This is a genomic window from Calidithermus terrae, assembly GCF_003574345.1.
In the GTDB taxonomy this organism is placed as follows: domain Bacteria; phylum Deinococcota; class Deinococci; order Deinococcales; family Thermaceae; genus Calidithermus; species Calidithermus chliarophilus.
In genome coordinates, this window is record NZ_QXDL01000037.1 from 1 (window position 1) to 24,194 (window position 24,194).

Here is a 24,194-nt window from a genome sequence, read left to right on the forward strand (position 1 = left end):
AAGTGGGGCTGCAGCCAGCCTGTGGGGTAGGGCGCAACCCCAGTGGATGATTGACCCCGCTGAAGGGTCTTGCGTTTTGCGTCTTGCGTCTTGCGTTTTGCGTTTTGCGTTTTGCGTTTTGCGTACGACGTACGACGTACGACGTAGGACGTACGACGCCCGACGCCCGACGCCCGACGTCCGACCCACGTTCAGCACCCGGCTACCGGCGATCAACCACCGACCCCCTGAAACTCCGCACCGCCTCGACGACGTACTCCGCCTCCTCGCGCCTGAGCTGCGGCCCCAGCGGCAGCGAAAGCTCCTGGGCGTGGATGCGCTCGCTGAGGGGGAAGTCGCCTTGCTTGTAGCCGAGGTCGCGGTAGGCCGCTTGCAGGTGGGGCGGGATGGGGTAGTGGATGAGGGTGCCCACGCCGCGCTCGGCCAGGTGTTTCTGCAGGGCGTCGCGCTCGGGGGAGAGCACCGCGAAGATGTGCCAGACGTGCTCGGCATAGGGGGCGGTCTGGGGCAGGGTGAGGCCGGTGCCGCGCAGGGCCTCGAGGTAGTAGGCGGCCAAGGCGCGGCGGCGCTCGTTCCACTCGTCGAGGTAGGCCAGCTTGACCCGCATGGCGGCGGCGTGGATGGGGTCGAGGCGGGAGTTGACGCCCTTGACCTCGTTGACGTACTTGACCCGTGAGCCGTAGTTCCTCAGCACCCGGATGCGGTCGGCGAGCTCGGGGTTGTCGGTGGTGACGGCCCCGCCGTCGCCCAAGGCGCCCAGGTTCTTGTTGGGGTAGAAGCTCCAGGCCACCACGTCGCCGTGGGCGCCGACGCGCTTGCCCTTGTAGCGCGCGCCGTGGGCCTGGGCAGCGTCTTCCAGCAGCCACAGGCCGTGCCTGCGGGCGACCTCGAGCAAAGGGTCGAGGTCGGCGGGCTGGCCGTAGAGGTGCACGGGCAGGATGGCCTTGGTGCGCTCGGTGATGGCCGCCTCCACCCGGGCGGGGTCCATGTTGTAGCTGAGCATCTCCGGCTCGACCGGCACGGGCCTAGCCCCCACGTACGACACCGCCAGCCAGGTGGCGATGTAGGTGTTCGACGGCACGATCACCTCGTCGCCCGGCCCCACCCCCATGGCCCGCAGCGCCAGGTAGAGCGCGTCGAGGCCGTTAGCCAGCCCCACGCAGTGCCGGGCCTCGACGTAGGCGGCGTACTCCTCCTCGAAGGCCTCGACCTCGCTGCCCAGGATGTACCAGCCGCTGCTCACCACCCGGCCCACCGCCTCGTCGAGCTCGCGCTTGAGTTCCTGGTAAGCCGACTGCAATTCGAAATAGGGAATCTTCATCTGAACTCCTATCGGTGGATGCTCATGACATACGGCGTTTGGCGCTCGGCCGCCGGCGGCCTCACTGCAGCTTCCGCGAAGCCTCCAGGAATTCCTGGTAGTCCTGGTAATAATCCCCCGCGTCGTAGGGCCTCGAGGCCAGCACCAAGCACACCGCGCCCGAGGAGAAGTCCTCGATCTCGCGCCAGATCATGGGCGGGAGGTAGAGGCCGAAGTAGGAGCGGTTGAGGAAGTAGCGCTGGCGCGTGCCGCCCGAGTCAACGACCACGGTGAAGGAGCCCGAGACGGCGATGAGGAACTGCTCGGTGGTCTTGAGCGCGTGGCCGCCGCGGCTCTCGCCGCCGGGCACGTCGTAGAGGTAGAAGACGCGCTGGATGTCGAAGGGCACGTGGCGGCCGCCCTCGATGAAGGTGAGGTTGCCCCGGGGGTCGGGGATCTTGGGCAGCTCGATCATGCGCACGTCCTGCAGGCGGGCTTTTTTGGGCTCTAAGGCGGGGTTGCTCTTGCTCATGGGGACACCTCTGCGGCGGGGGGGGCAAAGCCGGCGCGCTCGAGGATGATCTCCTCCACGCGGGCGATGTTCTTCGCGTCGTCGAAGCGGGCGCGGGCGTAGGCCAGCGCGCCCTCGCTCATGCGCCTCAGCAGCTCGGGGTCGGCGATGAGCCGGGCGAGGGCGTCGCCCAGGGCTTTGGGGTCGTTCTCGGGCACCAGGAAGCCGGCCTCAGGGGGGGTGAACTCGGCCATGCGGCCGATGTCGGAGACCACCACCGGCAACCCGCAGGCCATGGCCTGCCAGGTGGCCGAGGAGAGCTGCTGGGTCCAGATCTTGCCGCTGATGCTGGGCATCACGAAGACGCTGGCCGCGCGCAGGTAGTCGGGCAGGTCGGCGTTCTTGACGGTGCCGTGGAAGACGATGTCCTCGCCGTAGCCCGTCGAGCGGGCCTGGGCCTCGAGGTTGGCCCGCTCGGGGCCGTCGCCCACCAGGGCCAGCGTGGCCTGGAGGCCGCGGTCGCGCACCTGCTTGTAGGCCTCGATCAGCACGTGCGCCCCCTTGAGGGGCACCATGCGCCCGACGTTGAGGATCACCGGGTAGGGCTTGGCGTAGCTCACCCTAGGGCCCTCGGGGTTGCACTCGCGCAGGTTCACGCCCCACGAGCCGTAGAGGTGGTGGACCATCTTCTCCGGCGGCGCGCCGCCCGCCTCGAGGTTGTACTTCGCCCCGCCCTCCAGGTAGAAGATCACCATCGCCCGGCGGAACCACAGGGGCAGCACCCGCTTCATGGGCCAGAGGATGGGCCAGGGGTACTTCTTCTCCAGCGGGATGGCCTCGAGGCTGGCCGTGACCAGCTTGACGCGGGGGTTGAGCAGCAGGTAGAGGAAGGTGGCGCAGAGGTAGGGGAACATCAGCGCCGACATGGGCTCGGGCCCCTGGATGATGTCGGGCTTGATCTCCTGCAGGCGCAAAAACAGCGACAGCGGCGAGCCGAAGCGGCGGGTGCGCTGCTGGAAGTCCTCCTCGCGCAGGTCGTTCCAGGGGGCGCGGTTGTAGAGGTGGTAGATCTCCAGGCGCTTGAAGTGCTCGAGGGGCTGCTCGAGGTCGCGGCGGACCTCGGAGCTGATCATCACGTACTTGGGCTTTCGCATAAGAATAGGCTCTCTCCTACCACTTCCTGCGGCGCTTGGGGTCGTAGTAGTCCCACAACGCGCCCAATACCCCGATCTGGTCGAGCACGGTGAAGTAGGGCACCCGCAGCAGTGTCCTCAGGCTAGCACCTCCGCGCAGCATGTCGCGGTAGCGCAGGGCCAGGGCCGCCAGCGCGGGCAGCAGCAGCACCCAGCCCAGCGGCTTGGGCAGCAGCAGCCAGACGGGCGCCGGCAGGACCAGGGCGGCCAAGGCCGCGCTCTGGGCGAGGGCCGCGCGGTTCTTCCGGGGGTCGTGCACCAGCAGGTTCTTCACCCAGCGGCGCCGGCGCTGGAGGTAGCTGCGGGCGGTGTCGGGGTACTCGCTGGGGATCAGGCTCTCGCGCACGAAGCCGATCTTGTGCCCGGCCTGCAGCAGCTTCTTGGCGAGGTGGTAGTCGGTGCCGGTGGGCACGTCCTCGGCGAAGTTCCCGGCCTGCTCGAGCGCGCGGCGGGTGAGGGCGGCGTTGCGGCCCAGGATGCCGTCGCTCTCGGCGGGGTGGTTGGCGAAGAAGGTGACCTCGCGGGCGCGCTCGTAGTCGGCGAGGGGGTTGCCCGCCTGGGAGGGCAGGGGCCTCGAGCCCCCCGTCACCGCCTGGTAGCGCCCCTCGACGATGGGCGCGAAGAGCTTCTGCAGCACCTCGCGCTCGAAGAGGCAGTCGGCGTCGGTGAGGAAGATCAGGTCGTGGCGGGCGTGCTTGAGCGCCTCGCGCAGCGAGCGCTGCTTGCCCATGCCGGGCCTCTGCTCCAGCACCCGCACCCCGTCGCCCTCGAGGGCCTTGGCGCGGGCGTAGGTGTCGTCCTTGCCGCCGGCCACGACGATCAGCTCGGCCCCGGGCCAGCGCATCGCCTTGAAGCTTTCAATATGGGCCTCGACCTGCGGCCCCTCGCCCCACGCCGCCACCAGCGCCGTGAAGGGCGGCAGGGTGGGCGGGTCGGGCTGGGCCGTAGCGGGCGCTTGCTGCATAAATCCCTCCGAACTAGCTCCAATGCTAGGCGCGGCGGCGTAAAGGCGACGTTATTTCGGGTTTGTCGGGTCTGCGGCAAGGCTCGGGCGCGGGGTGCGCGGGCCTCGAGCCCCCGGCTCGAGCCTGCAACGCGGGCGTAACGTGGGGGATAACAGGGAAAAACGCACCACGGGCGGCCACCGGTGTCCTCAGCGGCGCTCGAAGGGCAGGGTCACCACCCGCGCCCAGGGCTCGGGCTTAGCCCACTCGTAGAGCACGGCCCCCTTCCGCTCGAAGCGCAGAAACTCGGGGGTCTCGAGCATGCGGGCCTCCTTGCCCTCGATCCAGACCGGAACCTCGGCGGGAGCGACCTGGGCGGCGGGCAGCGGCCTCCCGTCGGGGAGCAGCTCGGCCAGCAGGCGGAACACCTTGTCGTTCCAGCCCGCCACCGCCGTCGCCGCGCGGTGGTCGGGGCGGGCCATGAAGAAGGTGGGGAAGCCGCCGGAGGGGTACTGGGCAGCCAGGAGGGCCCCCAGCGGCTCGGCGGGCAGGGGGCGGCCCAGCCGGCGGTAGGCCAGCAGCACGTCGGCCATGCCGGCCAGGAAGCGCAGCTCGCCGCGCCGCCCGCTGGGGTAGAGCACCATGGGCCAGCTGGCGCCCTCGCGGGTGCGCTCGACGAACTCGAGCACCGCGTGGGCGGCCTCGAGGTAGCGGCCCTCGCCCAGCACCCGCGCCCCTTCGGCCAGCGGGGGGACGCAGCGGGCCTGGTAGTAGGGGAAGAAGCGCTCGTCGCCGGCCTCGGGCGTGGGGGCGTACTGGTGGGTGGCCCCCCGCACGAAACCCTCGCGCACCTGGTAGCGCAGGGCCTGCTCGAGCGCGGCCCGGGCGTACTCGAGGTAGGGCTCCTCGCCGCTGGCCTCGGCGTAGGCCAGTAGGGCCTGGGCCAGGGTGCACAGCTTGTTGGGCACCCGGTCGCGGAAGGCTTTCTCCTCGGGCAGGTACAGCCGGGCGATCAGCGCGTCGAGGTTGCGCCGGGCGGCCCGGAGCGCCGCTGCGGGGTCCGGCAGGCCCTCCAGGGCCAGCAGCAGCCCCAGCGTGGCGGCGGCCTCGTGGGGCGTGCCCAGGGGGCCGGGGTTGAGCTCGAAGCGCGAGGCCTTGTAGGTGCCGTCGGGGTTCTGGCCCCGGATCAGGTCGGCGGCGGCCTGCTCGAGCCGCTCGCGCCAGCGGGCCTCGCCGGTCTTCTTCAACAGCAGCGCGTACCCCGCCAGGATGCCCTCGTAGCGCCAGTCCAGGCCGGGGCCGGTGTAGCGGAAGCGGTTGGACCACCAGTGCGCCACCGGGCCCGCGTAGCCGCCGGGCTGCCGCAGGGTCTGGAGCCAGGCCTCGAGGCCGGCGAGGGCCTGGGCAACGCGGCCAGCACCAGGTGGCGGATCCACCGCCCCCGCATCCCCCAGGGTGTGGAGGTCAGTCACAGGCCACCTCCCCCACGCTCAAACACCTCGCCCCCTGGCCTTGGGCTTCAGCCTTCGGCGTTCGGCGTTTTGCGTTTGGCTATCGACCATCGACGTATCTTGGCGCTCAACCGCGAAGCCCTTCACGCCCCACCCCCGATCTCGAGGCGGTAGTAGGCCGCCACCGGCTTCTCGCTCACGAAGTGGCGGCGCATCCCCAGCCAGCCCACGTCCCGCAGGCGCGGGGCGTTGAGCCGCATGGGCAGGCTCGCCAGCAGCGCGGGCAGGGTGTAGACGTACAGGCGCGCCTCGAGGCGCGCGGGCGCGAGGCCGGGGGAACGCCGGCGCAAGGCCGCCGGGGCCAGCGGGCCAAAGCCCAGCGCGTACACCCGGTCGGCAGGCTGGGGCCTCGAGCCGTCCAGCGCGGCGAAGCCGGTGCGCCCGCCTTTGGCCGGGGTCTGTTCGGCCCGCCAGCGGGCCCACTCCTCCAGGGCGGGGTGCGGCAGGACGAGGGTCAGGGAGCCCACCCCGCTGCGGTAGGCGTCGCCGAAGACCCGGTCGAGCAGGTAGCCCCAGGCCAGCTCGTGCGCGCCGTCGAGGCCGGGGAAGCCGGGGAGCGCTTCGACGCGGAGGTGGAGTTCCATACTCACACGGCGGCGCTGCGGGCTTTCGCCTCGCGCAGCACCGAGGCGTAGGTCTGCTCGAGGCGCCCCGCGATCACGCCCCAGTCGTACTCGCGCAGCACCTTCTCGCGGCCTTTGCGGCCCATGGCTTCGGCCTGGTCGCGGCCCCGCAGCCGCAGCTCGAGCAGCCGGGCCAGGTCGGCCTCGTCGCCCACCGCGGCCAGGTGGCCGTCTGCGCCCTCCTCCACCAGCGTGCGCACCCCCGGCAGCGCGGCGGCGATCACCGGCGTGCCGCAGGCCATGGATTCGAGCAGCACCAGCCCGAACGACTCCACCCCCGTCGAGGGCAGCACGCTCACGTCGGCGGCGCGGAAGAAGGGCGGCAGGGCGCTGGGGGCGTGCTTGCCCAGAAACTGCACCCGCTCCCCCAGGCCCAGTTGCCGGGCGAGGGCCTCGAGCTCGGGCCTGAGCCCCCCGTCCCCCACGACCCACAGCCGGGCCTCGGGCAGGGGCACCCGCGCGAAGGCGCGGATCAGGCCGTCCACGTTCTTGAAGCGGTGGGCCTGGTCGAGGGCGCCCACGAAGAGGGCGAGCGGCGCGTCGCCGGGCACCCCGTAGCGGCGGCGGGCCTCGAGGCGGTCCCCCGGCGTGAAGAGGCCCGTGTCTACGCCGTTGGGCAACTCTTGCAGGCGGGGGTCGGCTTCGAGGTGCGGGTAGAGCGTGCTGAGGTGCTCGCGCCGCACCGCCAGCAGCCGCCGGGCGGTGCGGAAGACCAGCGGCTCGACGCCGAGGTTGTAGCCCTGGAAGAGCACGCGCTTGAGGCGGTGGGTCTCCTCGAGGCGGTTGTGGTAGGTCAGCACCATCGGCGTGCGGTAAAGCCGCGCGGCCAGCGCGGTGAGCTCGGCGCCGAAGATGTAGGGGTAGTGCAGGTGGATCAGGTCGAAGCCCCGGAGCTTGCCGACGAGGGCGGGCGTGAAGGGCGCGTTGCCCAGCCGCAGCAGCTCGGGCAGCCGCACGACCTCGAAGGGGAAGCTCAGGCCGCCCCCCTCCCCCGCGGTGAACACCGTCACCGCGTGCCCCCGCTCGTGCAGGACGCGGGCGTTGTGGTAGGCCACGTTGCCGGTCCCGGCCCAGTAGGGCGGGAAGGTGGCGCTGACGTGCGCGACCCTCACGCCGTCCTCCGGGGCGCGGCCAGGCGGTAGAGCGGGGTGGTCAGGCGCTCGAGCACCCCCGCGAGCTTGGGGCTGGTGAGCTGGTCGAAGGGGAGCTGCGTGAGCGCGTCGCGCAGGATCGCCGCGTCGGGCACGCTGCGGCTGCGCTGCACCTCGGCCCGCTTGGCGCGGACGGCGGCGCGGTTTCGCCACAGCCAGCCGTAGCTCTCCCCGCGTGCGCGGAGGTAGGGCCAGCCCTTCAGCAGCGCGAAGGCCCAGGTCGCCAGCTCGGTGAGCAGCAGCGCGGGCGCGATGCGGCGCAGGGTGCGGCCCTCGTAGACCTTCAAGAGCGTGAGCAGGCGGTTGCGCTCGAGGTGGTAGAACTTGCGGGGGCTCATGCCCAGCCGGTAGTAGTGGGTGATCACCGCGTCGTTGGCGTTGTAGAGCGGGTGGCCGCGCAGGCGGGCCCGCAGCGAGAGGTCGGTGTCCTCGAGGTACATCCAGTAGTCCTCGTCGAAGCCGCCGAGCCCCAGCAGCGTCCGGCGGGCGGCGATGAAGGCCGCGCCCGAGACCAGGGGGACGGGCTCGAGGCCGCGGTAGCGGGCGGCGGGCTCGCCCAGGCCCCGGCAGGTGGTGATGCCGGAGTAGTGCATGTGGTTGCCCACCGCGTTCACCGTGCCGTCGGGGTTGAGCAGCTTGGCCCCGATCAGGGCGTCGGGGTGGGCGCGGGCGGCCTCGAGCAGCGTTTGCAGGGCTCCCGGGTGCAGCACGGTGTCGGGGTTGAGCACCAGCACGAACTCCCCAAGCGCCTCGCGGATGCCGAAGTTGTTGCCCCCGGCGTAGCCGCCGTTGCGCGGGCTGCTCAGCACCCGCACGGCGGGGTGGTGCTGGCACAGCCACTCGCCGGTGCCGTCGGCGGGGTTGTTGTCCACCACCAGGATCTCGCACTCCACGCCCTGGCCGTAGACGCTGGGGAGCAGGCGCTCGAGGTCGGCACGGCTGTTGTAAGCGACGATCAGCAGGCTGAGCTCAGGCATGGTGAGGTCCTACGGCGATGGCCGGTAGCTGATGGCCGATGGCTAAGGGCAGGATGCGCAAGACCCGTGGATCGCGGTTCGTCGAGGGTCGAGGGCCAAGTCGTCCTGCACCTTGCGTTTTGCGTCTTGCGTTTGGCGTTTTGCGTTCGGCGTACGACGCAGGGCGTACGACGCACGACCCGCGCCCGGCGCCAGGCACTCGGCATCCCGCCAGCCTCATAGGGCCAGTTCCGACAGCTTGCGCCCCCGCCCGATGCCCTGGTAGACGTAGCCCAGCGCCTCCATGGCCCGGGGGTCGAGGGCGTTGCGGCCGTCGAGCACCACCGGGCGGCGCAGGCGGCGCTTGACCTCGGCCCAGTCGAGGGCGCGGTACTCGGGCCACTCGGTCACCAGCAGCACGGCGTCGGCGCCCTCGAGGGCCTCCAGCGGGTCGGCGAAGGTCTCCACGCGGGGGTCGAGGATCTGCTTGGCGAGCTCGAGGGCCTTGGGGTCGGTGGCGCGCACCCGGGCCCCGCGGGCCAGCAGCTCCTCGGCGATCTCGAGGCTGGGCGCGTCGCGCAGGTCGTCGGTGCCGGGCTTGAAGGCCAGCCCCAGCAGCACGACGGTCTGGCCGGTGAGGCGGCCCAGCACGGCCTCGGCCTTCTCCACCAGCCGGTAGCGCTGGGCCTGGTTGACCTCGATCACCGCGCGCAGCAGCTTGAAGTCGTAGCCGCCGCGCTTGGCGAGGTAGGCCAGGGCGCGGGTGTCCTTGGGGAAGCAGCTCCCGCCGTAGCCCAGGCCCGCCTTGAGGAAGTGCGGCCCGATGCGTGGGTCGAGCCCGATGGCCCGCACCACCTCCTCGATGTCGGCGCCCACCGCCTCGGCCACGTTGGCGATCTCGTTGATGAAGGAGATGCGGGTGGCGAGGAAGGCGTTGGCCGCGTACTTCGCGAGCTCGGCGCTCTCGAGCCCCGTGCGCACGAGCGGCACGCGGTAGCCCCGGGCGACGGCCTCGCGCAGCGCCTTGGGGCGCGGCAGCCAGGGCAATTCCTCGAAGCTCTGCTCGACGAGGGGCTGGTAGAGGCGCTCGAGCACCCCGAACACCCACTCCTCCTCCGCGCCCACTAAGATGCGGTCGGGGTAGAGGGTGTCGGAGAGGGCCTGGCCCTGGCGCAAGAACTCGGGGTTGGAGGCCACCGCCACGCCGGGCCCCAGGATGCGCTTGGCGTCCTGGTTGGTGCCCACCGGCACCGTGGACTTGACCACCACCAGCCCCACGCGGTGCTGGGCGAGGGTCTCGAGGGCCTGGTAGAGGTAGCGCAGGTCGGCGTGGCCGGCCGGGGTGGGCGGGGTGCCCACCGCGACGACGGCGACCTCGCTGCCGCCGTAGGCCTCGGCGGGGTCGGTGGTGTAGCGGAGGCGGGGCGCGGCCTGGGCCAGCGACTCGGCCAGGCCCGGCTCGTAGAAGGGGGGCTCGCCCCGTTTGAGCCCCTCGACGCGGGCGGCGTTGGTGTCGAGCACCCGGACCTCGTGCCCCAGCAGGGCCAGGGCCACCGCGGTGGACAGGCCCACGTACCCGGCCCCCACCACCGTCACAGTCTTGGCGTTTTCCATCGGTGAATCCTCGTGACCCGAACTTCGAATACGGGGAATACGGTTACTTCAAGGCCTCGAGCCGCGCCGCGACCGCCGAGTCAACCTCGCTGCGCACCCGCTCGACGAAGCCGGCCAAGGCGTGCAGCAGCACCCCGGTCACGCCCAGCATCAGCCCGCCGATGATGGCGATCGAGGAGAGGATGGCGGTGCCGGTCTTGAGGATGCCGAACTTGTTCATCGTCAGCACCACGTCCACGCCCATCACCAGCCCCGCCACGGCCAGGATCAGGCCCGGCATGGAGAAGAACAGCAGCGGGCGACGCCGCGCCACCAGGCTCACGATGGAGTCGAGGATCTGCAGGCCCTGCACCACCGGGTTGCGCTTGTTGCCGTCGAGGTAGGAGACGTTGATGGGCGCCTCGGCCACCTTGAGCCCGGCCTTCTGGATGTGGAACTGCATCTCCGACTCCACGCCCAGCCCCCCGGTGTGGAAGCGCAAGGCACGCAGGGCCAACGGCGAGAAGGCGCGGAAGCCCGACTGGCTGTCGGTGGTCTTGATGCCGCTGGTGAGGTTGGTGACGAAGGTGAGGGTGTGCTGCCCGACGATGCGCCAGCCGGGGATGTCGCTGCGCTTCTCGAGGAAGCGCGAGCCGATCACCACGTCGGCCCCGCCCTCGAGCACCGGCGCGATGACGTCGGGGATGTCGGCGGGGTCGTGCTGGGCGTCGCCGTCGAGGCAGACCACCACGTCGGGGTTGAGCTCGCGGGCGGCGCGGAAGCCGGCGTTGAGGGCCTCGGCCTTGCCCATGTTGCGCGGCTGTCGGATCACGGTGGCCCCGGCGGCCTGCGCGAGCTGGGCGGTGCGGTCGGTGGAGCCGTCGTCAACGACGATGACCTCGCTGACGTAGCGCCTGGTCTCGAGCACCACGCCGGCGATGAACCGGGCCTCGTTGTAGGCCGGGATAATGGCAATTACCCTAGGCTGGGGTTTAGGAGCGCCTTGGATCTGGTCGTAATCGGGTATCGGCATCATAGAATTTCCCACCTCGAACAAACATCCCGGCCTACTCGGGCCCTGCAGCGTACACCTTAGTGAAGTCGCCGTTATTCGTGCGTTACTAGCTGAGTCGCGTCTGCCAGAGGCTTTTCAGGCGCTTAAAGGTCCCCTGAACACCACAGCCCAGTGTGCAACACGGAGGTAACGTAGGCATTAACGCGGCTTTACGCGAGGGCCGCCCGGCCCCCTTCGGCGGCCGTTACCGGCGCGGGCGGCGAGGATTAAGGACTGCAATTAATCTCGCTGCGGCAGGCTGCCGCAGCGCGGTTTCGGGCTCTGCGGCGGCCCGGAGGCCCACATCATTCGCCCTGGCTCGAGGTCTTATGGTTAAAGGTGCCGGACAATTCAGGAGGTGACCGATGACTTGGCACAGATTCGTCGGGACGATTATCGGCCTGGGCCTGCTGGCGGCCTGTAGCTCCGCACCCCAGACGCGCCACGAGGGCGACCCCAGCAGCCTGATCTACCCCGTCTCCCCGGGCACCACGACCTGGAGCTACACCCAAGGCTTCGCGGTCGAACTCGTCGGGGCCGGGATGGGCAGCGACGGCAGCGTCGTCAACCCGCAGACCGTGTCCATCAGCGACCCGGCCTCCGTCAAGCGGCTCATCGCCCAGGTCGAGCTCAAGGGCGGGGGGCAGGAGGGCGAGGAGCAGGGCGATTACCCCGTCCCCACCAACGTCCGCCTCGAGCTCATCTGCGGGGCCAGCGTCACGGCCGTGGACCTGGCCGCCCCCAGCTACACCACCGCCTTCGGCTGGCACTACGAGCACGACTTCGGCAGCCTCAGTTGCACCGACCCGCTCTCCCTGCGGGCCGAGGTGACCCCCACCAGCGAGCCGGACAAGTACTACTCCCCGCGCGCCCTCATCGCCGCGGTGTTCCGCCCGGCCAGCGCCTCCAACCCGCCCAGCAGCGGGATCAAGCCCTTCGCCGACTTGTGGTGGGGCGCCAAGCTCACCGTGGGCCAGAACCGCGACGCCTACACCGCCACCCTGCCCATCCCCACCGCCTCCGGGCCGCGCGACGTGACGGTGAGCTACGCCATCGCCGACCTGAGCGGCCTCACCACCTCCGAGGGGGTCAAGCGCACCGCGGTCGTCGAGGCCAGCGCGGGCGGGGTGAACGGCAGCCTCACGCATAACACGCCCAACCGGGGCAGCGAGCTGCTCATCGGCAGCCTGGTGCTTTCCAACGTCCCCGGCAGCGCCAGCAGCGTCAGCGTGACCATCCGCTCCCCCGACGGCGACCCCAACAAGCCCTTGCACCTCACCGGCGGCGACTCGATCATGGTCAGCGACATCGTCGCCAGCTCGGGCGCGCCGCGCACCCCCGGCGGCCAGGGCTGCACCCCCGGCTACTGGAGGCAGGAGCAGCACTTCGACTCCTGGGTCGGCTACTCCCCCGGCGACAAGTTCGACGCCGTCTTCGGCCGCGACGCCACCAACCCCGACCTCACGCTGCTCCAGGCCCTCCAGCAGGGCGGCGGCGGCCTCAAAGCGCTCATGCGGCACGCCGTGGCCGCGCTGCTCAACGCCTCCAACCCCGACGTGAACTACCCCTACACCACCGCCCAGGTCGTCAGCATGTTCCAAGCAGCCTTCGACAGCGGCTCCTACGAGGCCACCAAGAACCGCCTCGAGGCCGCCAACGAACTCGGCTGCCCCCTGAACTGAAGCCACGCGAAGGCCACGCCCCCGGGCCCCCGGCAGCCCGGGGCTTTCATCGGGTGCGGTGCGTGGCCCGTGGTTCGCCCCTCCCCGTCCCTCCCCACGCGCGGGGAGGGTTTGGCTAGCCAGTCCTCCAGCAGCTCGCCCACGGTCGTCCCTCCCCGCCCGCGGGGAGGGTTTATCCCCCCCAGCCCCCCTTGTTAAGGGGGGTAAACAAAGGGCGTCTCGCGTTTTGCATCTTGCGTTCGGCGTACGACGTACGACGTACGACCCGCGTCTTGCGTTTAGCGTTTTGCGTCTTGCGTCTCGCGTTTTGCGTACGACGTAGGACGTACGACCCGCACCCGACGCACGACCCGCTCCCGGCTATCAGCCATCAGCACCACTACCGCAACAAGCTCAAGAACTCATCCCGCGTCTTGGCGTCCTCACGGAAGTTGCCGAGCATGGCGCTCGAGGTCGTGCTCGAGTGCTGCTTCTCCACCCCGCGCATCATCATGCACATGTGCTGCCCCTCGACCACCACCCCCACCCCGACGGGCTCGAGGAGGTCCCAGATGGCCTGGGCGATCTGCACCGACAGCCGCTCCTGCACCTGCAGGCGGCGGGCGAACATGTCGGTGATGCGGCCGAACTTGGACAGGCCCAAGATCTTCTTGCGGGGGATGTAGCCGATGTGCACCTTGCCGAAGAAGGGCAGGAGGTGGTGCTCGCACATGGAGTAGTACTCGATGCCCTTGATCACCACCATCTCGCTGCCCTCGGCCTCGAAGACCGCCCCGCCCACGATCTCCTCGAGGCTCTCCCGGTAGCCCTTGGTCAGGAAGGCCCAGGCCCTAGCCATGCGGTCGGGCGTCTTGATCAGCCCCTCGCGCCGGGGGTCCTCGCCAATGAGCTCGAGCCACTCCAGCGCGAGGGCGCTCATGCGGTCGATGTCGATGTCGCTGGTGAAGCTGAGCCCGGTGTCCTCGACTTCGATCATGCGTCCCATGTTGCTCCTTTATACAAAACTTGAACGTAGTTTGGACACTTGTTCCCGGATCGCCTCACAGGTTCCACCCCCCCGCGACCTCGAGCACCTGCCCGGTGAGGTAGGCCGAGCCCTCCTCGACGAAGAACAGCACCGCGCGGGCGAGCTCGTCCAGCCGCGCGGCGCGGCCCATGGGGATCTCCTCGAGCGGCTGCGACACCGAGTTCTCGGCCACCCCGGGCGCGACGACGTTGACCGTGACGCCCCAGGGGGCCACCCGCTCGGCCAGGGCCTTGGAGTACAGGATCAGCCCGGTCTTGGCGATGGCGTAGGGCGCGATGCCGCTGCGGGCCACCAGGTTCTGCGCCCCCGCATAGCCGATGTTGACCACCCGCCCCCAGCCCGCCGCCCGCAGGTGGGGCAGCGCGGCCTGGGTGACGTAGAAGGGCGCGTTGAGGTTGGAGTCGAGCAGGGCCTGCCACTCGCGCGCGGTGAGCTCCTCGACGGGCTTCTTGAGGTAGTCGCCGACGTTGTTGACCAGCACGTGCAGCCCGCCGAGCTGCCCCACGACCTGCTCGACGAGGCAGCGGGCCTGCTCGAGGTCGGTCACGTCGGCCCTGAGCTTGACCGCCCGCACCCCCAGCGCCTCGGCCTCGGCGCGGGTCCGCTCGGCCTCGGCCTCGCTGCTGCGGTAGTGCACCGCCACCGCGAAGCCGCGCCCGGCCAGGCCCAGCAGGACCGCCCGCCCGATGCCCCGGGCCGAGCCCGTCACCAGCGCGACGCGCTCGCCCCTCATCCGCGGGCCTCACTCTGGGCGAAGTAGGCGTCGAGCAGCACCCGGGTGTAGCTGTTGAGCGGGTAGCGGCGGGCTTCGTGCAGGCCGGCCCAGGCCCACTCCGCGATCTCCTCGTTGGGCGTGACCTCCTCCGAAGCCGAGGCCGCGAAGTAGTTGAAGAACAAAAAGTGCACGGGCTTATAAAACTGCTCGTCGAAGATGGCCTCCTGGGTCAGGGCCAGCCGCACGTGGGTGAGTTCCAGGCCCACCTCCTCGCGCAGCTCGCGGCGCAGGGCGGCCTCGAGGCTCTCCCCCCACCCCACCTTGCCCCCGGGCACGCCCCACAGGCCCTTCCACTTGGTGGTCTTGACCAAGAGCACCCGCCCCGAGGGCCCCTGCACCAGGGCCGCTACGGTCGGGATCGGATATTGAGCAAGCGCAGGATCCGCCATAGGTAGACCAACCCAAGATATGCCCCCTGCGACAGCACGAAGGTAAGGTAGCTACCAGGCTCGTGGAGGAGCAGGAACAGCCCCATGAACACGAACTGGCTGGTGAGGCCGAAGTTGACCACCGCCGCCACCGACCACAAGTTCCACCACTCCAGCGCCAGCCTCTGCCTCCTCGCCTCGTCCACGCCCCGGGTGAGCCGGGCGAAGAGGGCGTGCTCGAGGCCCCGCACCCAGCGGTCCTGCGGCGCGTAGAAGACGGCGTAGACGCCCCGCAGCAGGTTCAAAAGGGGGCTGTCGGGGTCGCGCACCGGCGGGCGGAAGGGCTCGCCGCGGGCCGCGCGGTAGAGGTACTCGGCGTTGAAGTCCCACGACTGCACCAGCGTGAACACCGCGAAGCCCGCCAGGCTGAGCCACGGCTCCCCCGTGCGCAGCCCCAGCGCCCCGAACAGCGCCACGTTGACCAGCAGGTCGGCCTCGCTGTCGAGGTAGCGGCCCATCTCGTCGGCCTGGCCGCGCAGCCGGGCCAATTGGCCGTCGGCGTTGTCCAGCACGGTTTTAACCTGCAGCAGCAGCGCCGAGACCCAGTCCAGCTCGGGCCGCAGGGCCACGAAGTACGCGGCGACGAGCCCCAGCAGGGTGTGGAACAGCACCAGCATCGGCGGCGAGACCGGCGTAGGGTACAGCACCCGCGCCACCCCGTACGCCAGCGGCCGGAAGAGCAGCAGGTTGACGAATTCCTGTACCGGCCGGGCCTTGAGGCTGGCGCTGAAGGAGAGCGACATACGCCCCTGATTGTTGGGGCAAGCCGCGCGGAAAGCAAATGGCCGGGGAACGGGTGGCTCGTGGTGAAAGGAACCCCTCCCCGCACGCAGGGAGGGGGAAGCCGTCAGCTATCGGCTATGGGCTATCGGCGTTGGGCGTTGGGCGTTGGGCGTTCGGCTATCGACCATCGACACCCCTCAGCCTTCAACCCCGAGCCCCCGCCCTACCTCCGCGCCGAAGCCTTGAAGCCGTCGATGCGCGCGCCGGTGTCGTCCTCGGAGAAGTACAGGCCCACCAGGTTGATGCTCAGGGGGGGACGGTCGGGGAAGAGGTCGGTCCAGCGGAAGGTCTGCACCGGCTCGAACTTGGTGTCGGGGTCGCCCACGCCCACCGCACCCTTGACCCACAAGGTGATGCGGTCGCCGTCGGTGCTCAGGCGCAGCGTGGTGGGCTGGCCGTGGCACCAGCGCACGTTGAGGTTGGTGCGGCGCACCACGGGGGCGAAGTCGGGGCGGCTGGGGACCTGCCACTCGACCTCGGAGGCGTCGGACTGCGACTCGTCCATGAAGCCGCGCAGCAGGACGTAGTTGTTCTTGTCCTGCCACAGCAGCAGCCCCGCGCGCAGGCGGTGCTTCCTCGAGGGGTTGCCGGCGTCGAAGCCCGAGCACGTCTGCTGCCCCACGCCCAGCACCTCCCCTTCCCGGCGCAGCACGCCGCTGCCGGGGGGGACGATGGTGGCCTCGAGGCTGGCGAAGTTCTTGTACTGGCTGGGCCAGGGCAGGCCGTAGAGCAGGAAGTTGCCCCGGCTGCCGTTGAGGGAGGTGGGGAAGGCGGTGACGTAGCCGTTGCCGTCAACCGCCAGGTACTCCTCGGGGTTGCGGCTGGCCTTCTTCTCCCACACCAGCCCGCCCACCGGGGTCTTGCGGCCGGCGAGCTCGCGGAATTCCCCGCTGAAGTCGTCGGAGGCCACCACCACGTTGCCGGTGTCCTCGAGCGGGGCCTCCTCCTCGCGCAGCAGCAGCTCGGCGGGCAGGGTGATGGTGCGCGGGTGGGCCTCGAAGTAGCTCACCGCCGTGCCCCCGGCACTCCCCGGGGCGATGCGGAAGCCCACGCCCGTGAAGCCCGCGCTGGCGTTGTTGTCGTCGTTGCTGAAGTCGGTGGCGGGCGCGTCGATGCTCAGGAGCTCCTTGTCGTCGAGGAGGAAGCGGATGCGCCCCCCGGCGCTGAAGCGGGTGTCCTTGGGGCCGCTGTCGATGACCTGGAGGTGGACGGTGGCGTTCTTGGGCAGCAACTGGCTGGCCGTGTTGCCGAAGGCGATCCGGGTGCGGGTCGCGCCGCTCACGCGCACGAGCTCGTACTCGGTGGTGGAGATGAACAGCTCGTAGTAGCTGGTGTAGACGCCGCTGCCGTCCTTGTTGGCGCGGAAGATGAGCCCCACGCCCTGGGGGTTGCTGCCGGTCTTCACGGTCAGGCCCAGCACCTGCGAGGGGGCGCCGGGGTCGAGGAAGGCCAGGGCGCCCCCGGCGTCGGCGGTGGCCCCGTCGGCCGTGGAGCTGAGGTTGCCCGTCACCGCCCAGGTCCCGCCCTTCTCCGCCGTGCCCAGCGCCCCGCCGCCGGTGAGCCGGTCGGCGGCGTGGGCGGTGGCGTACCAGTTCTGCCACGCGGCGATGTCGCGCACCTGGAAGTGGTGGATGCGGTGGGAGTCGGCCGGGCTGGCGCTGTGCACCCCGGGGTAGACCTGGGGCGAGACGTCGGTGGTGAGGCTCTGGTCGAGCCCGATCACGCTGGCCGAGGGCAGCGACGCGTAGTAGCCGCCCGCCAGCCCGTCCACCAGGTAGATCGCCCCACGCTCGCGCAGGATCACGTAGGCGTCGATCTGGGTCTGGAACTGCGGCAGCCCGGTCTCCATGGCCCCACTCCTGGAGCCCAGGTCGAAGGTGCCGCCCTGCTGGTTGAAGTTGCGCAGCAGCATGGCGTTGGAGCCCACCAGGGGCGTGGCGGGGTTGGCCGAGTTGAAGCCGCCGAAGGTCAGGCTGTTCTCCTCCTGCACGTCGCCCGCGGTCAGGCGGAAGTGGATCACCTTGCCGTTCTGGCGGTCCACGGGGCCGTAGGCCACGCCCATGCGCCCGAAGGCGGGGTTGAGCAGCGGGGGCATCCGCAAGGAGCAGTTGTCGATGCTCATGCGGCCCTTGGCGGGGCCCGCCTGCTCCTCGTCGGTGACCAGGCGGGGGGTGCCTTCGGGGCTCGAGGTGCCCCTCACCCCGCCCACCGGCCGCGAATCGCTGTAGGAATCCTGGGGGAAGTTGGCCGCAGGGTACGGCTTGCAGGCGACTTTAGCCGGGCCCGGGCCGGGGCAGGCCGCCAGGACCAGCACCAATGGGGTGAGCCAAATCGATCTTTTCATACTAAGGTTGAGGGTACTGCAAACCCGAAGGCCGCCGGGTAAGAGCGTTACAGCGTTATGGCTCGAGGTCACGCCCGCGCCCGCACCCCGAGTTCCCCCAAACCCAGCGCCTCCGCCCCTCCTCGCCGGCGCTCGTTAAAGGGCCGAAGCCCGCCCATAACGGCAGGCTTAACGGAAATCGGGGCCGTAGCGCGCCGGCCGCAGGGGCACGGCGGCGACCTCCCCGAAGCGCCGTTTTCGGCCCGGCTACTTCCCTTGGAGATACGCCGTCAGCAGCGCCGCCGTGGCCTCGAGGTCGTCGGTGTGCACGGCTTCGGTGACGGTGTGGACGTAGCGGGTGGGGATGGAGAGGGTGAGGCTGGGCACCCCGGCGCGGCTGCGCTGCATGGCCCCGGCGTCGGTGCCGCCCAGGGGAAGCACCTCCATCTGGTAGGGGATCTTCTTCTTCTCGGCCAGCTCGACGAACTGGCGCACCAGGCCACGGTCGGAGATGGCGGAGGAGTCCATGACCTTGATGGCGACGCCCTTGCCCGCCTCGGTCACGTAGTGGTGGGAGAGCAGGTCGGGGAGGTCTACGGCCAACGTCACGTCGAGGGCGATGCCCACCTCGGGCTCCACGCCGTAGGCGCTGGTGAGGGCCCCGCGCAGCCCCACCTCCTCCTGGGTGGTGAACACCGCGTAGAGGTCGCAGGCGAGCTTCTTGCCCTTGAGCAGGCGCAGGGCCTCGAGCAGCACGAACACGCTGGCGCGGTCGTCCATGGCCTTGCCGGTGAAGAACTTGCCCAGCCGCATACCCTCCTGGCGCAGCGTCACCGGGTCGCCCACCTTCACCCGCGCCTTCACCTCCTCGGCGCTCAGGCCCACGTCCACGAAGAAGTCGGCCACGGTGGGGATCTTGTTGCGCTCCTCGGGGGTGGAGATGTGGATGGGCTTGCCGGCCGGGTTCATCAGGCCCGGCAGGTCGCCGCCGGCGGTGTGCACGGTCACCTGGCGGGCGAAGAGGTTGCGCGTGTCGAAGCCCCCCACGTTCTGCACCCGCAGAAAGCCCTTGGCGTCCACGTGCCGCACGTAGAAGCCGATCTCGTCCATGTGGGCCGCCACCATCACCCGCGGCCCCTTGCCCTTCCTGCGGGCGATCAGGTTGCCCAGCGCGTCGGTGCGCACCTCGTCCACCAGGCCCTCGAGCTCGGCCTGCACCAGTTCCCGCACGCGGTCTTCCCAGCCCGGGATGCCCGCCACCTCCGAAAGACGTTTGAGCAGATCGAGATTTAGACGCACGGCAGGAATTGTAACGGCTCGAGGGCTGGGGGGAGGGTCAAAGTTGGTCGAGGGCCGATAGCCGATGGCTGAACGAGGGGCGTGCGTCGTACGTCGTACGCAAAACGCAAAACGCAAGACGCAAGATGCGGGTCGTACGTCCTGCGTCGTACGCAAGACGCAAGACGCAGGACGCCTGGTTCCCCCCTTAGCAAGGGGGGTTGGGGGGGATATACCCTCCCCGCACGCGGGGAGGGGTAGCGAGCCCTAGAGGCTGCCTGGGGCGGCGTGCCAAACCCTCCCCGCGGGCGGGGAGGGGTAACCACGAGCCTTCAACCCGCCCGCACCCGCACCGTGTGGTACCCGGTGGCCCCGTCCGGCAGCGGCTCGCGCGCGGTGGGGTCCTGGACCCGCTCGCCCACCTCTACGGCCCGCACCTGCAGGGTGTGGTCGCCTTTCTCGGGCTTCCAGGGCAGGGCCCACTGTTGCCAGGCGTACTTGGCGCGGGGTGGGCGCAGTTCGGCTTTTTGCCAGGTCTTGCCGCCGTCGAGCGAGACCTCCACGCGCTCGAGCGCCCTCCCGCCGGCGTAGGCGATGCCCGCGACGAAGGTTTCCTCCCCGGCCTTGAGGCGGGCGTTCCGCTTGGGGGTGTCGATGCGGCTCATGGTGCGGATCACGGCGCTCCGGCTCCAGCCGCGCTGGGCCCAGTAGCCGGTGGTTTCCTTGTCGGTGAGGGTGATGCGGGTGAGCCACTTGGGCTGCTTCATGCCGTAGCGGCCCGGCAGCAGGACGCGGGTGGGGTAGCCGTGCCTGGGCTCGAGGTCCTCGAACTTGCCGCCCTGGGGGTTTTCGGCGGCGTAGGCCAGCAGGGCCTCGGCGGGCAGTTCGGTGAGGGCGATGGACTCGGTGTAGCGGTCGGCGGCCTCCCAGACGATGAACCTGGCCTCGGGCTTGACGCCGGCTTTGTCCAGCAGCGCCTTGAGCGGCACCCCGCGCCACTTCACGCAGCCGATCAGGTCGCCGCCCACCGGGTTGGAGATGCAGGTCATGGTGTGGACGAGGTCGGCGCTGGGCAGGGCTTTGAGGGCCTCGAGGTCGAGGGTCAGGGGCTGCCCCACCAACCCGGTGACCTCGAGCGCGTAGGGCTTGCCGCGGAGGTCGGGGTCGAGGAAGGCCGGGTTCTTGGAGACCACGTAGAGCCGCGACTGGCCGATCTGCTCGGGCCACAGCCCCGCGATCTTGTCCCACGCCGCCCTGGCCTGCGCCCTGACCTGCCCCCACAGCGCCAGCCCCGCCGCCAGCAGCGCCAGCGTCCGGAGGCTCTCCCGGCGGGCGGGGTCGGGCGCCGGGGCCGGTGCCCTGGGCCTGCGGCGCAGAACCCGCACCAGCCCGGCGAAAATCAGGGCGTAGAGCCCGGCAGCCAGCCACCCGCCGGGCAGGGCATACGCGCTCGCGGCGTAGGCCGCGAAGGCCAGCCCCAGGCCCAGGGGCAGGGAGCGCCGGGCGGCCCACCACAGCAAGGGGTGCGCCAGCAGCCAGGCCAGCGCGGTGCCCGCGAAGGCCAGGTTCTTCGCCAGTTCGCCGTAGCCGAAGAGCCCGTGCAGCAGGTTGAACACCGCCGGGGTGCCCAGCGCGTAGGTGATCTGCGCGAAGAGGCCCTCGAGCGGGTACGCCACCCCCGCCCCCCGCAAAGCCAGGCCCAGCAGGCCGAGCGCCAGCCCGGCGGTGAGCCCCCACGTCCAATCGCTGCGCTTCATCGCTCCACCTCTGCCCTTCCGTACGCAACCCGTGCGCCGGACGGATACCCCATCTTCCGCCTGAACCCTGGGCCCGACGGTAGGGCCGCCGACCAAAGACCGCTAGACTAAACCCGTGCGTCTGTACTGGGAACACCCCTACGAGAGTGCCTTCAGCGCCCGCGTGGTGCGGACCTGGAGCGAGGGCAAGAAGCATTTCGCGGTGCTCGACCGCACCCTCTTCTACCCCAACGCCGGGGGCCAGCCCTGCGACACCGGGACGCTGGGCGGGGTGCGGGTGCTGGAGGTGCTCGAGGAGGGCAAGGCCAAGGGCGACGTCGTGCACCTGCTCGAGGCCCCCCTCCCCGAGGGCGCCGAGGTGACGGGCGAGCTCGACTGGGCCCGCCGCTACCGCCACATGCAGCGCCACACCGCCGAGCACGTGCTCTGCCAGGCTTTCTTGCGGGCAGGGGGCTGGGAGATCCAGGCCGTCAACATGAACAGCCCCGTCTGCACCCTCGACTTCGCCGCCGAGCCCGACGCCGCCGTGGTGCAGCAGGCCGAGGCCCTGGCGAACTGGGCCGTCTACGCCAACGCCCCCACCCGCACCTTCTTCGTCGAGGAGGACGAGCTGGGGAAGTACCCCCTGCGCCGCGCCCCCAAGGTCTCGGGGCGCATCCGCATCGTCGAGGTCGAGGGCTGGGACCTGGTAGCCTGCGGGGGCACCCACCTCGCGCGCACCGGCGAGGCCGGGCCCATCAAGGTGCTCAAGTTCGAGCGCTACAAGGGCGGCACCCGCGTCTACTTCAGCGCGGGGTGGGAGGCGCTCGAGCTCTTCTCCCAGGAGCACGCCGTGCTCACGCGGCTGGGCGAGCGCTTCAGCACCCAGGGGCTCGAGGTCGAGAAGCCCATCGCCAACCTGCGGGACGAGTTCTACAAGCTCAAGGGCGAGAACGCCGCGCTGCGCGACGAACTGGCCGAGCGCTACATGCGCGACCTGCTGGCCGAGCACCCCGACCACAAGATCGCCACGCTGGTGCCCACGGTGGTCCTGGAGGCGGTGGGCAAGCGCCTGGCCGAGTGGCCCGGCACCCTGGCCCTGCTGGTGGCCCCCGGCGAGGACAGGGCCCGCTTCGTGCTGGTGAAGCACCTCGAGCACCCCACCCCCCTGCCCGCCTTCTTCAAGGAGGTGCTGCAACCGCTGGGCGCGCGCGGCGGCGGCATCGACACCGTGATGGGTATCTTGCCCGCCGGGGCCGTGCACGACGCGCTCGACGCCTTCCGCCGGGCGGTGGCGGAGGGGAAGGCTTAGGGTACTCTTCACGGGGTTTAGGCCATGCAGCCGTCTAAGGCTTGGGGTCAGGGTCGGGGCAGTTGCGTCCGGGATAGGACGCAACGCGAGTGAAGGGCGCGATAGGGATGTACAACCACGAGCCCCCCGGCTACTTCTGCCCTTTTTGCTCGCGTTTCCCACAAACACCCGCCGATCCCGGCGGGTGTTTTACCCCGTGCGGGGTATTCGTGGGAACCGCTCTGCGAACTGGTGCGGGGCGGGCGCGGCGCCCGCAGCCAGCCCGAGGACATCGTGCTGCAAAACGACAAGGTCACGGCCTTCGTCGCGCTGGGCTGGTGGCCCAACAACCCCGGCCACGTCCTCGTCGTGCCCAACCCCCGCTACGAGAACCTCTACGACCTGCCGCTCGAGTACGGCGCCGCCGTCCACGCGGCCTCGAGGGAGGTCGCCCTGGCGATGAAGGCCGTCCACGGCTGCCACGGCGTCTCCACCCGCCAGCACAACGAGCCCGCCGGCTTCCAGGAGGTCTGGCACTACCACCTCCACGTCTTCCCCCGCTGGGAGGGCGACGACCTCTACCTGCTCTCGCCCTACCGCCGCGACACCACCCTCGAGGAGCGCCTGCCCTACGCCCGCAAGCTGCGCGAATTCCTGTCCCGGAAGCGGTGATTTTCCCGTCCCCTGGCCCGCTTCGTGCATATCACTTTACATATTTGCATGAGGTGCTATAATTATCTCCATCAGCGGGCGAGAAGCCCGTTCTTCTTTTTAAGCCCCCTCAGAAAATGCGGGAACCCGACCGGCCAAGGCCTAATACCAGATTCGGTTAGTTCGTCACCGAACGGTGACGAACTAACCCGACCGAAGGGAGTGCTCTAGGATTCAAAAAGATAGCCTCCGGGCTCTTCGGATCGGATGATTATCTTTTTGAATCCGGTATAAATAAGGTCTAATGAGGATTGATGGGCGTGACAGAGATCGACCAAGCGGTGAAACGGCTTGTTGAATCAGGTCTGGCACCACGCGACTTCATGTGCGGCTGCTCTGAGGAGGAGGTGAATGAATTAGAGGAGTTCTTCGGCATTCAGTTGCCTGAAGCGTATAGATATTTCCTCGAGCGGTTGGGGAAATCCGCCGGAACTTTTCTAATCGGCACAGACTTCCTCTTTGCGACCCTGAAGCAGTTGCGTAGTGAAGCTGAAGACTTGCTGGAAACGGACAATGCACCGTTCAGGCTATCGAGCCGGCATTTTGTCTTCGCCGTTCACCAAGGTTATCAGTTCTTGTTTTTCGACGCTTTAGCAGGGGATGACCCCCCTGTTCTTCACTACTTAGAAGGGGAGTCAGAGCCGAAGGAGGTTTTTCCTTGTTTCTCCCGGTGGCTGTCAAATGCTGTCGATGACGAGATAAAGGCGCAAGAAGCGCTAGAAAAGGGTGAGTGACTTCCGGCATAGGTAGGGCCGATCCGCTCGCTCTCCCCGTTCACGAGGAGGGTTTATCTCGCCTACAGCGCTGCAACCGGATCGTCTTAAGAAACTCCAAGTATTGACGCGTTCGGCGTTTTGCGTTCGGCGTTTTGCGTTCGGCGTTGGGCGTTCAGCCACCGGCTATCAGCGTCAATCCGTACGCGTGACGTGCTCGACCTCGCTCGAGCGCTTGACCAACTCGTCGCCGTCGTCCTGGCGGATCAGGAAGGCGGGGTCTTCCTCCGAGCCCTCGCAGCGGACCATGGTCCCGCGCAGCTCGAGGGTGATCGGCTCCTTGATGATCTCCTGGATGACCCCCACCGCCTCACCTTCTCCCCAGGACCACTGCACCCGGTCGCCCACCTGGAACACCTTCATGCCCTGCAAGCTAGCACCGGGCCTTGAGGCTGGGCTGAAGCCGGGCTTTACCGGGTGCGCGTCACCTTGGAGAGGTTGCGCGGGGCGTCGGGGTTGAAGCCGCGGGCGAAGGAGAGGTGGGCGGCGAAGGGGTAGAAGGCCTGGGCCAGCAGGATGCCGTCGAGGACGGGGTGCAGGCGGGTGGGGAG

22 protein-coding genes are annotated in these 24,194 nt (G+C 69.7%); 4 read left to right on the forward strand and 18 right to left on the reverse strand.

Annotated elements, in window-relative coordinates; genetic code table 11:
- Nucleotides 1–202: 202 nt before the first annotated feature.
- The 10 genes from Mterra_RS06150 to Mterra_RS06195 all read right to left on the reverse strand — a co-directional run bounded on the left by Mterra_RS06150 (nucleotide 203) and on the right by Mterra_RS06195 (nucleotide 10,815).
- Nucleotides 203–1,321: a DegT/DnrJ/EryC1/StrS family aminotransferase gene (locus Mterra_RS06150; protein ID WP_119314386.1), complete on the reverse strand. Its 1,119-nt coding sequence runs from the start codon at nucleotides 1,319–1,321 to the stop codon at nucleotides 203–205.
- 61 nt (nucleotides 1,322–1,382) lie between these two features.
- Nucleotides 1,383–1,832 carry a sugar 3,4-ketoisomerase gene (locus tag Mterra_RS06155; protein WP_051303865.1) on the reverse strand — a complete coding sequence of 150 codons (450 nt, stop codon included), beginning with the start codon at nucleotides 1,830–1,832 and terminating at the stop codon, nucleotides 1,383–1,385.
- Nucleotides 1,829–2,965 (reverse strand): glycosyltransferase family 4 protein, encoded by a 1,137-nt coding sequence (locus Mterra_RS06160; protein ID WP_119314387.1) that lies wholly within the window; start codon nucleotides 2,963–2,965, stop codon nucleotides 1,829–1,831. The genes Mterra_RS06155 and Mterra_RS06160 overlap by 4 nt, the downstream gene beginning before the upstream one ends.
- 16 nt (nucleotides 2,966–2,981) lie before the next feature.
- Complete coding sequence (locus Mterra_RS06165; protein WP_119314388.1) at nucleotides 2,982–3,968, reverse strand: glycosyltransferase family 2 protein; 987 nt, start codon at nucleotides 3,966–3,968, stop codon at nucleotides 2,982–2,984.
- A gap of 189 nt (nucleotides 3,969–4,157) precedes the next feature.
- Nucleotides 4,158–5,420: a hypothetical protein gene (locus tag Mterra_RS06170; protein WP_245971543.1), complete on the reverse strand. Its 1,263-nt coding sequence runs from the start codon at nucleotides 5,418–5,420 to the stop codon at nucleotides 4,158–4,160.
- A gap of 122 nt (nucleotides 5,421–5,542) precedes the next feature.
- On the reverse strand, nucleotides 5,543–6,043 hold the full coding sequence (locus Mterra_RS06175; RefSeq protein WP_119314390.1) for a hypothetical protein: 501 nt from the start codon (nucleotides 6,041–6,043) through the stop codon (nucleotides 5,543–5,545).
- 2 nt (nucleotides 6,044–6,045) lie between these two features.
- Nucleotides 6,046–7,194, reverse strand: a complete 1,149-nt coding sequence (locus Mterra_RS06180; protein ID WP_119314391.1) for a glycosyltransferase family 4 protein — start codon at nucleotides 7,192–7,194, stop codon at nucleotides 6,046–6,048.
- Entirely contained in the window at nucleotides 7,191–8,210 is a 1,020-nt protein-coding gene (locus Mterra_RS06185; protein ID WP_119314392.1) for a glycosyltransferase family 2 protein, read from the reverse strand. The genes Mterra_RS06180 and Mterra_RS06185 overlap by 4 nt, the downstream gene beginning before the upstream one ends.
- Nucleotides 8,211–8,426: 216 nt before the next feature.
- Nucleotides 8,427–9,803, reverse strand: coding sequence for a UDP-glucose dehydrogenase family protein (locus Mterra_RS06190; RefSeq protein WP_119314393.1), 1,377 nt, complete (start codon nucleotides 9,801–9,803; stop codon nucleotides 8,427–8,429).
- A gap of 43 nt (nucleotides 9,804–9,846) precedes the next feature.
- Nucleotides 9,847–10,815, reverse strand: a complete 969-nt coding sequence (locus Mterra_RS06195; RefSeq protein WP_245971544.1) for a glycosyltransferase family 2 protein — start codon at nucleotides 10,813–10,815, stop codon at nucleotides 9,847–9,849.
- Between the two features lie 386 nt (nucleotides 10,816–11,201).
- Between Mterra_RS06195 and Mterra_RS06200 the strand changes: the two genes are divergently transcribed.
- Nucleotides 11,202–12,518: a hypothetical protein gene (locus tag Mterra_RS06200; protein ID WP_119314394.1), complete on the forward strand. Its 1,317-nt coding sequence runs from the start codon at nucleotides 11,202–11,204 to the stop codon at nucleotides 12,516–12,518.
- A gap of 379 nt (nucleotides 12,519–12,897) precedes the next feature.
- Here the strand turns inward: Mterra_RS06200 and folE are convergent, their stop codons facing one another.
- The 7 genes from folE to Mterra_RS06235 form a co-directional block, all read right to left on the reverse strand.
- A complete protein-coding gene (gene folE / locus Mterra_RS06205) occupies nucleotides 12,898–13,503 on the reverse strand; it encodes a GTP cyclohydrolase I FolE (RefSeq protein WP_119314395.1) in 606 nt (201 codons plus the stop codon).
- 55 nt (nucleotides 13,504–13,558) lie between these two features.
- On the reverse strand, nucleotides 13,559–14,278 hold the full coding sequence (tmpR, locus tag Mterra_RS06210) for a bifunctional dihydropteridine reductase/dihydrofolate reductase TmpR (RefSeq protein ID WP_119314396.1): 720 nt from the start codon (nucleotides 14,276–14,278) through the stop codon (nucleotides 13,559–13,561).
- Nucleotides 14,275–14,709, reverse strand: a complete 435-nt coding sequence (locus Mterra_RS06215; RefSeq protein ID WP_119314397.1) for an NUDIX domain-containing protein — start codon at nucleotides 14,707–14,709, stop codon at nucleotides 14,275–14,277. Before Mterra_RS06215 ends, tmpR begins: the two co-directional genes overlap by 4 nt.
- A complete protein-coding gene (locus Mterra_RS06220; protein WP_119314398.1) occupies nucleotides 14,667–15,491 on the reverse strand; it encodes a CDP-alcohol phosphatidyltransferase family protein in 825 nt (274 codons plus the stop codon). Before Mterra_RS06220 ends, Mterra_RS06215 begins: the two co-directional genes overlap by 43 nt.
- A gap of 203 nt (nucleotides 15,492–15,694) precedes the next feature.
- The gene (locus Mterra_RS06225) at nucleotides 15,695–17,875 is read right to left on the reverse strand and encodes a hypothetical protein (protein WP_147372571.1); all 2,181 of its coding nucleotides are present in this window, start codon (nucleotides 17,873–17,875) and stop codon (nucleotides 15,695–15,697) included.
- Between the two features lie 246 nt (nucleotides 17,876–18,121).
- Nucleotides 18,122–19,153, reverse strand: coding sequence for a M42 family metallopeptidase (locus Mterra_RS06230; protein ID WP_119314400.1), 1,032 nt, complete (start codon nucleotides 19,151–19,153; stop codon nucleotides 18,122–18,124).
- Nucleotides 19,154–19,464: 311 nt separating this feature from the next.
- Nucleotides 19,465–20,889 (reverse strand): molybdopterin-dependent oxidoreductase, encoded by a 1,425-nt coding sequence (locus tag Mterra_RS06235; protein ID WP_119314401.1) that lies wholly within the window; start codon nucleotides 20,887–20,889, stop codon nucleotides 19,465–19,467.
- Between the two features lie 115 nt (nucleotides 20,890–21,004).
- Between Mterra_RS06235 and Mterra_RS06240 the strand changes: the two genes are divergently transcribed.
- The 3 genes from Mterra_RS06240 (at nucleotide 21,005) to Mterra_RS06250 (ending at nucleotide 23,604) form a co-directional block, all read left to right on the forward strand.
- Nucleotides 21,005–22,180 carry an alanyl-tRNA editing protein gene (locus tag Mterra_RS06240; RefSeq protein WP_119314402.1) on the forward strand — a complete coding sequence of 392 codons (1,176 nt, stop codon included), beginning with the start codon at nucleotides 21,005–21,007 and terminating at the stop codon, nucleotides 22,178–22,180.
- Nucleotides 22,181–22,411: 231 nt separating this feature from the next.
- The gene (locus Mterra_RS06245) at nucleotides 22,412–22,831 is read left to right on the forward strand and encodes an HIT family protein (RefSeq protein WP_218022885.1); all 420 of its coding nucleotides are present in this window, start codon (nucleotides 22,412–22,414) and stop codon (nucleotides 22,829–22,831) included.
- A 299-nt stretch (nucleotides 22,832–23,130) separates the two neighbouring features.
- On the forward strand, nucleotides 23,131–23,604 hold the full coding sequence (locus Mterra_RS06250) for an SMI1/KNR4 family protein (protein ID WP_169730630.1): 474 nt from the start codon (nucleotides 23,131–23,133) through the stop codon (nucleotides 23,602–23,604).
- A gap of 174 nt (nucleotides 23,605–23,778) precedes the next feature.
- Here Mterra_RS06250 and Mterra_RS06255 read toward each other — a convergent pair whose 3' ends face one another.
- Nucleotides 23,779–24,006, reverse strand: a complete 228-nt coding sequence (locus Mterra_RS06255) for a hypervirulence associated TUDOR domain-containing protein (protein WP_027891384.1) — start codon at nucleotides 24,004–24,006, stop codon at nucleotides 23,779–23,781.
- Nucleotides 24,007–24,194: the final 188 nt, after the last annotated feature.

Excerpts from the sequence above, each read along its gene's own strand:
- folE (WP_119314395.1), bottom strand. The coding sequence starts at position 13,503 with ATGGGACGCATGATCGAAGTCGAGGACACCGGGCTCAGCTTCACCAGC.
- Mterra_RS06235 (WP_119314401.1), bottom strand. The coding sequence starts at position 20,889 with ATGAAGCGCAGCGATTGGACGTGGGGGCTCACCGCCGGGCTGGCGCTC.
- Mterra_RS06150 (WP_119314386.1), bottom strand. The coding sequence starts at position 1,321 with ATGAAGATTCCCTATTTCGAATTGCAGTCGGCTTACCAGGAACTCAAG.
- Mterra_RS06190 (WP_119314393.1), bottom strand. The coding sequence starts at position 9,803 with ATGGAAAACGCCAAGACTGTGACGGTGGTGGGGGCCGGGTACGTGGGC.
- Mterra_RS06200 (WP_119314394.1), top strand. The coding sequence starts at position 11,202 with ATGACTTGGCACAGATTCGTCGGGACGATTATCGGCCTGGGCCTGCTG.
- Mterra_RS06220 (WP_119314398.1), bottom strand. The coding sequence starts at position 15,491 with ATGTCGCTCTCCTTCAGCGCCAGCCTCAAGGCCCGGCCGGTACAGGAA.
- Mterra_RS06255 (WP_027891384.1), bottom strand. The coding sequence starts at position 24,006 with ATGAAGGTGTTCCAGGTGGGCGACCGGGTGCAGTGGTCCTGGGGAGAA.
- Mterra_RS06155 (WP_051303865.1), bottom strand. The coding sequence starts at position 1,832 with ATGAGCAAGAGCAACCCCGCCTTAGAGCCCAAAAAAGCCCGCCTGCAG.
- Mterra_RS06195 (WP_245971544.1), bottom strand. The coding sequence starts at position 10,815 with ATGCCGATACCCGATTACGACCAGATCCAAGGCGCTCCTAAACCCCAG.
- Mterra_RS06160 (WP_119314387.1), bottom strand. The coding sequence starts at position 2,965 with ATGCGAAAGCCCAAGTACGTGATGATCAGCTCCGAGGTCCGCCGCGAC.
- tmpR (WP_119314396.1), bottom strand. The coding sequence starts at position 14,278 with ATGAGGGGCGAGCGCGTCGCGCTGGTGACGGGCTCGGCCCGGGGCATC.
- Mterra_RS06215 (WP_119314397.1), bottom strand. The coding sequence starts at position 14,709 with ATGGCGGATCCTGCGCTTGCTCAATATCCGATCCCGACCGTAGCGGCC.
- Mterra_RS06225 (WP_147372571.1), bottom strand. The coding sequence starts at position 17,875 with ATGAAAAGATCGATTTGGCTCACCCCATTGGTGCTGGTCCTGGCGGCC.
- Mterra_RS06185 (WP_119314392.1), bottom strand. The coding sequence starts at position 8,210 with ATGCCTGAGCTCAGCCTGCTGATCGTCGCTTACAACAGCCGTGCCGAC.
- Mterra_RS06175 (WP_119314390.1), bottom strand. The coding sequence starts at position 6,043 with ATGGAACTCCACCTCCGCGTCGAAGCGCTCCCCGGCTTCCCCGGCCTC.
- Mterra_RS06165 (WP_119314388.1), bottom strand. The coding sequence starts at position 3,968 with ATGCAGCAAGCGCCCGCTACGGCCCAGCCCGACCCGCCCACCCTGCCG.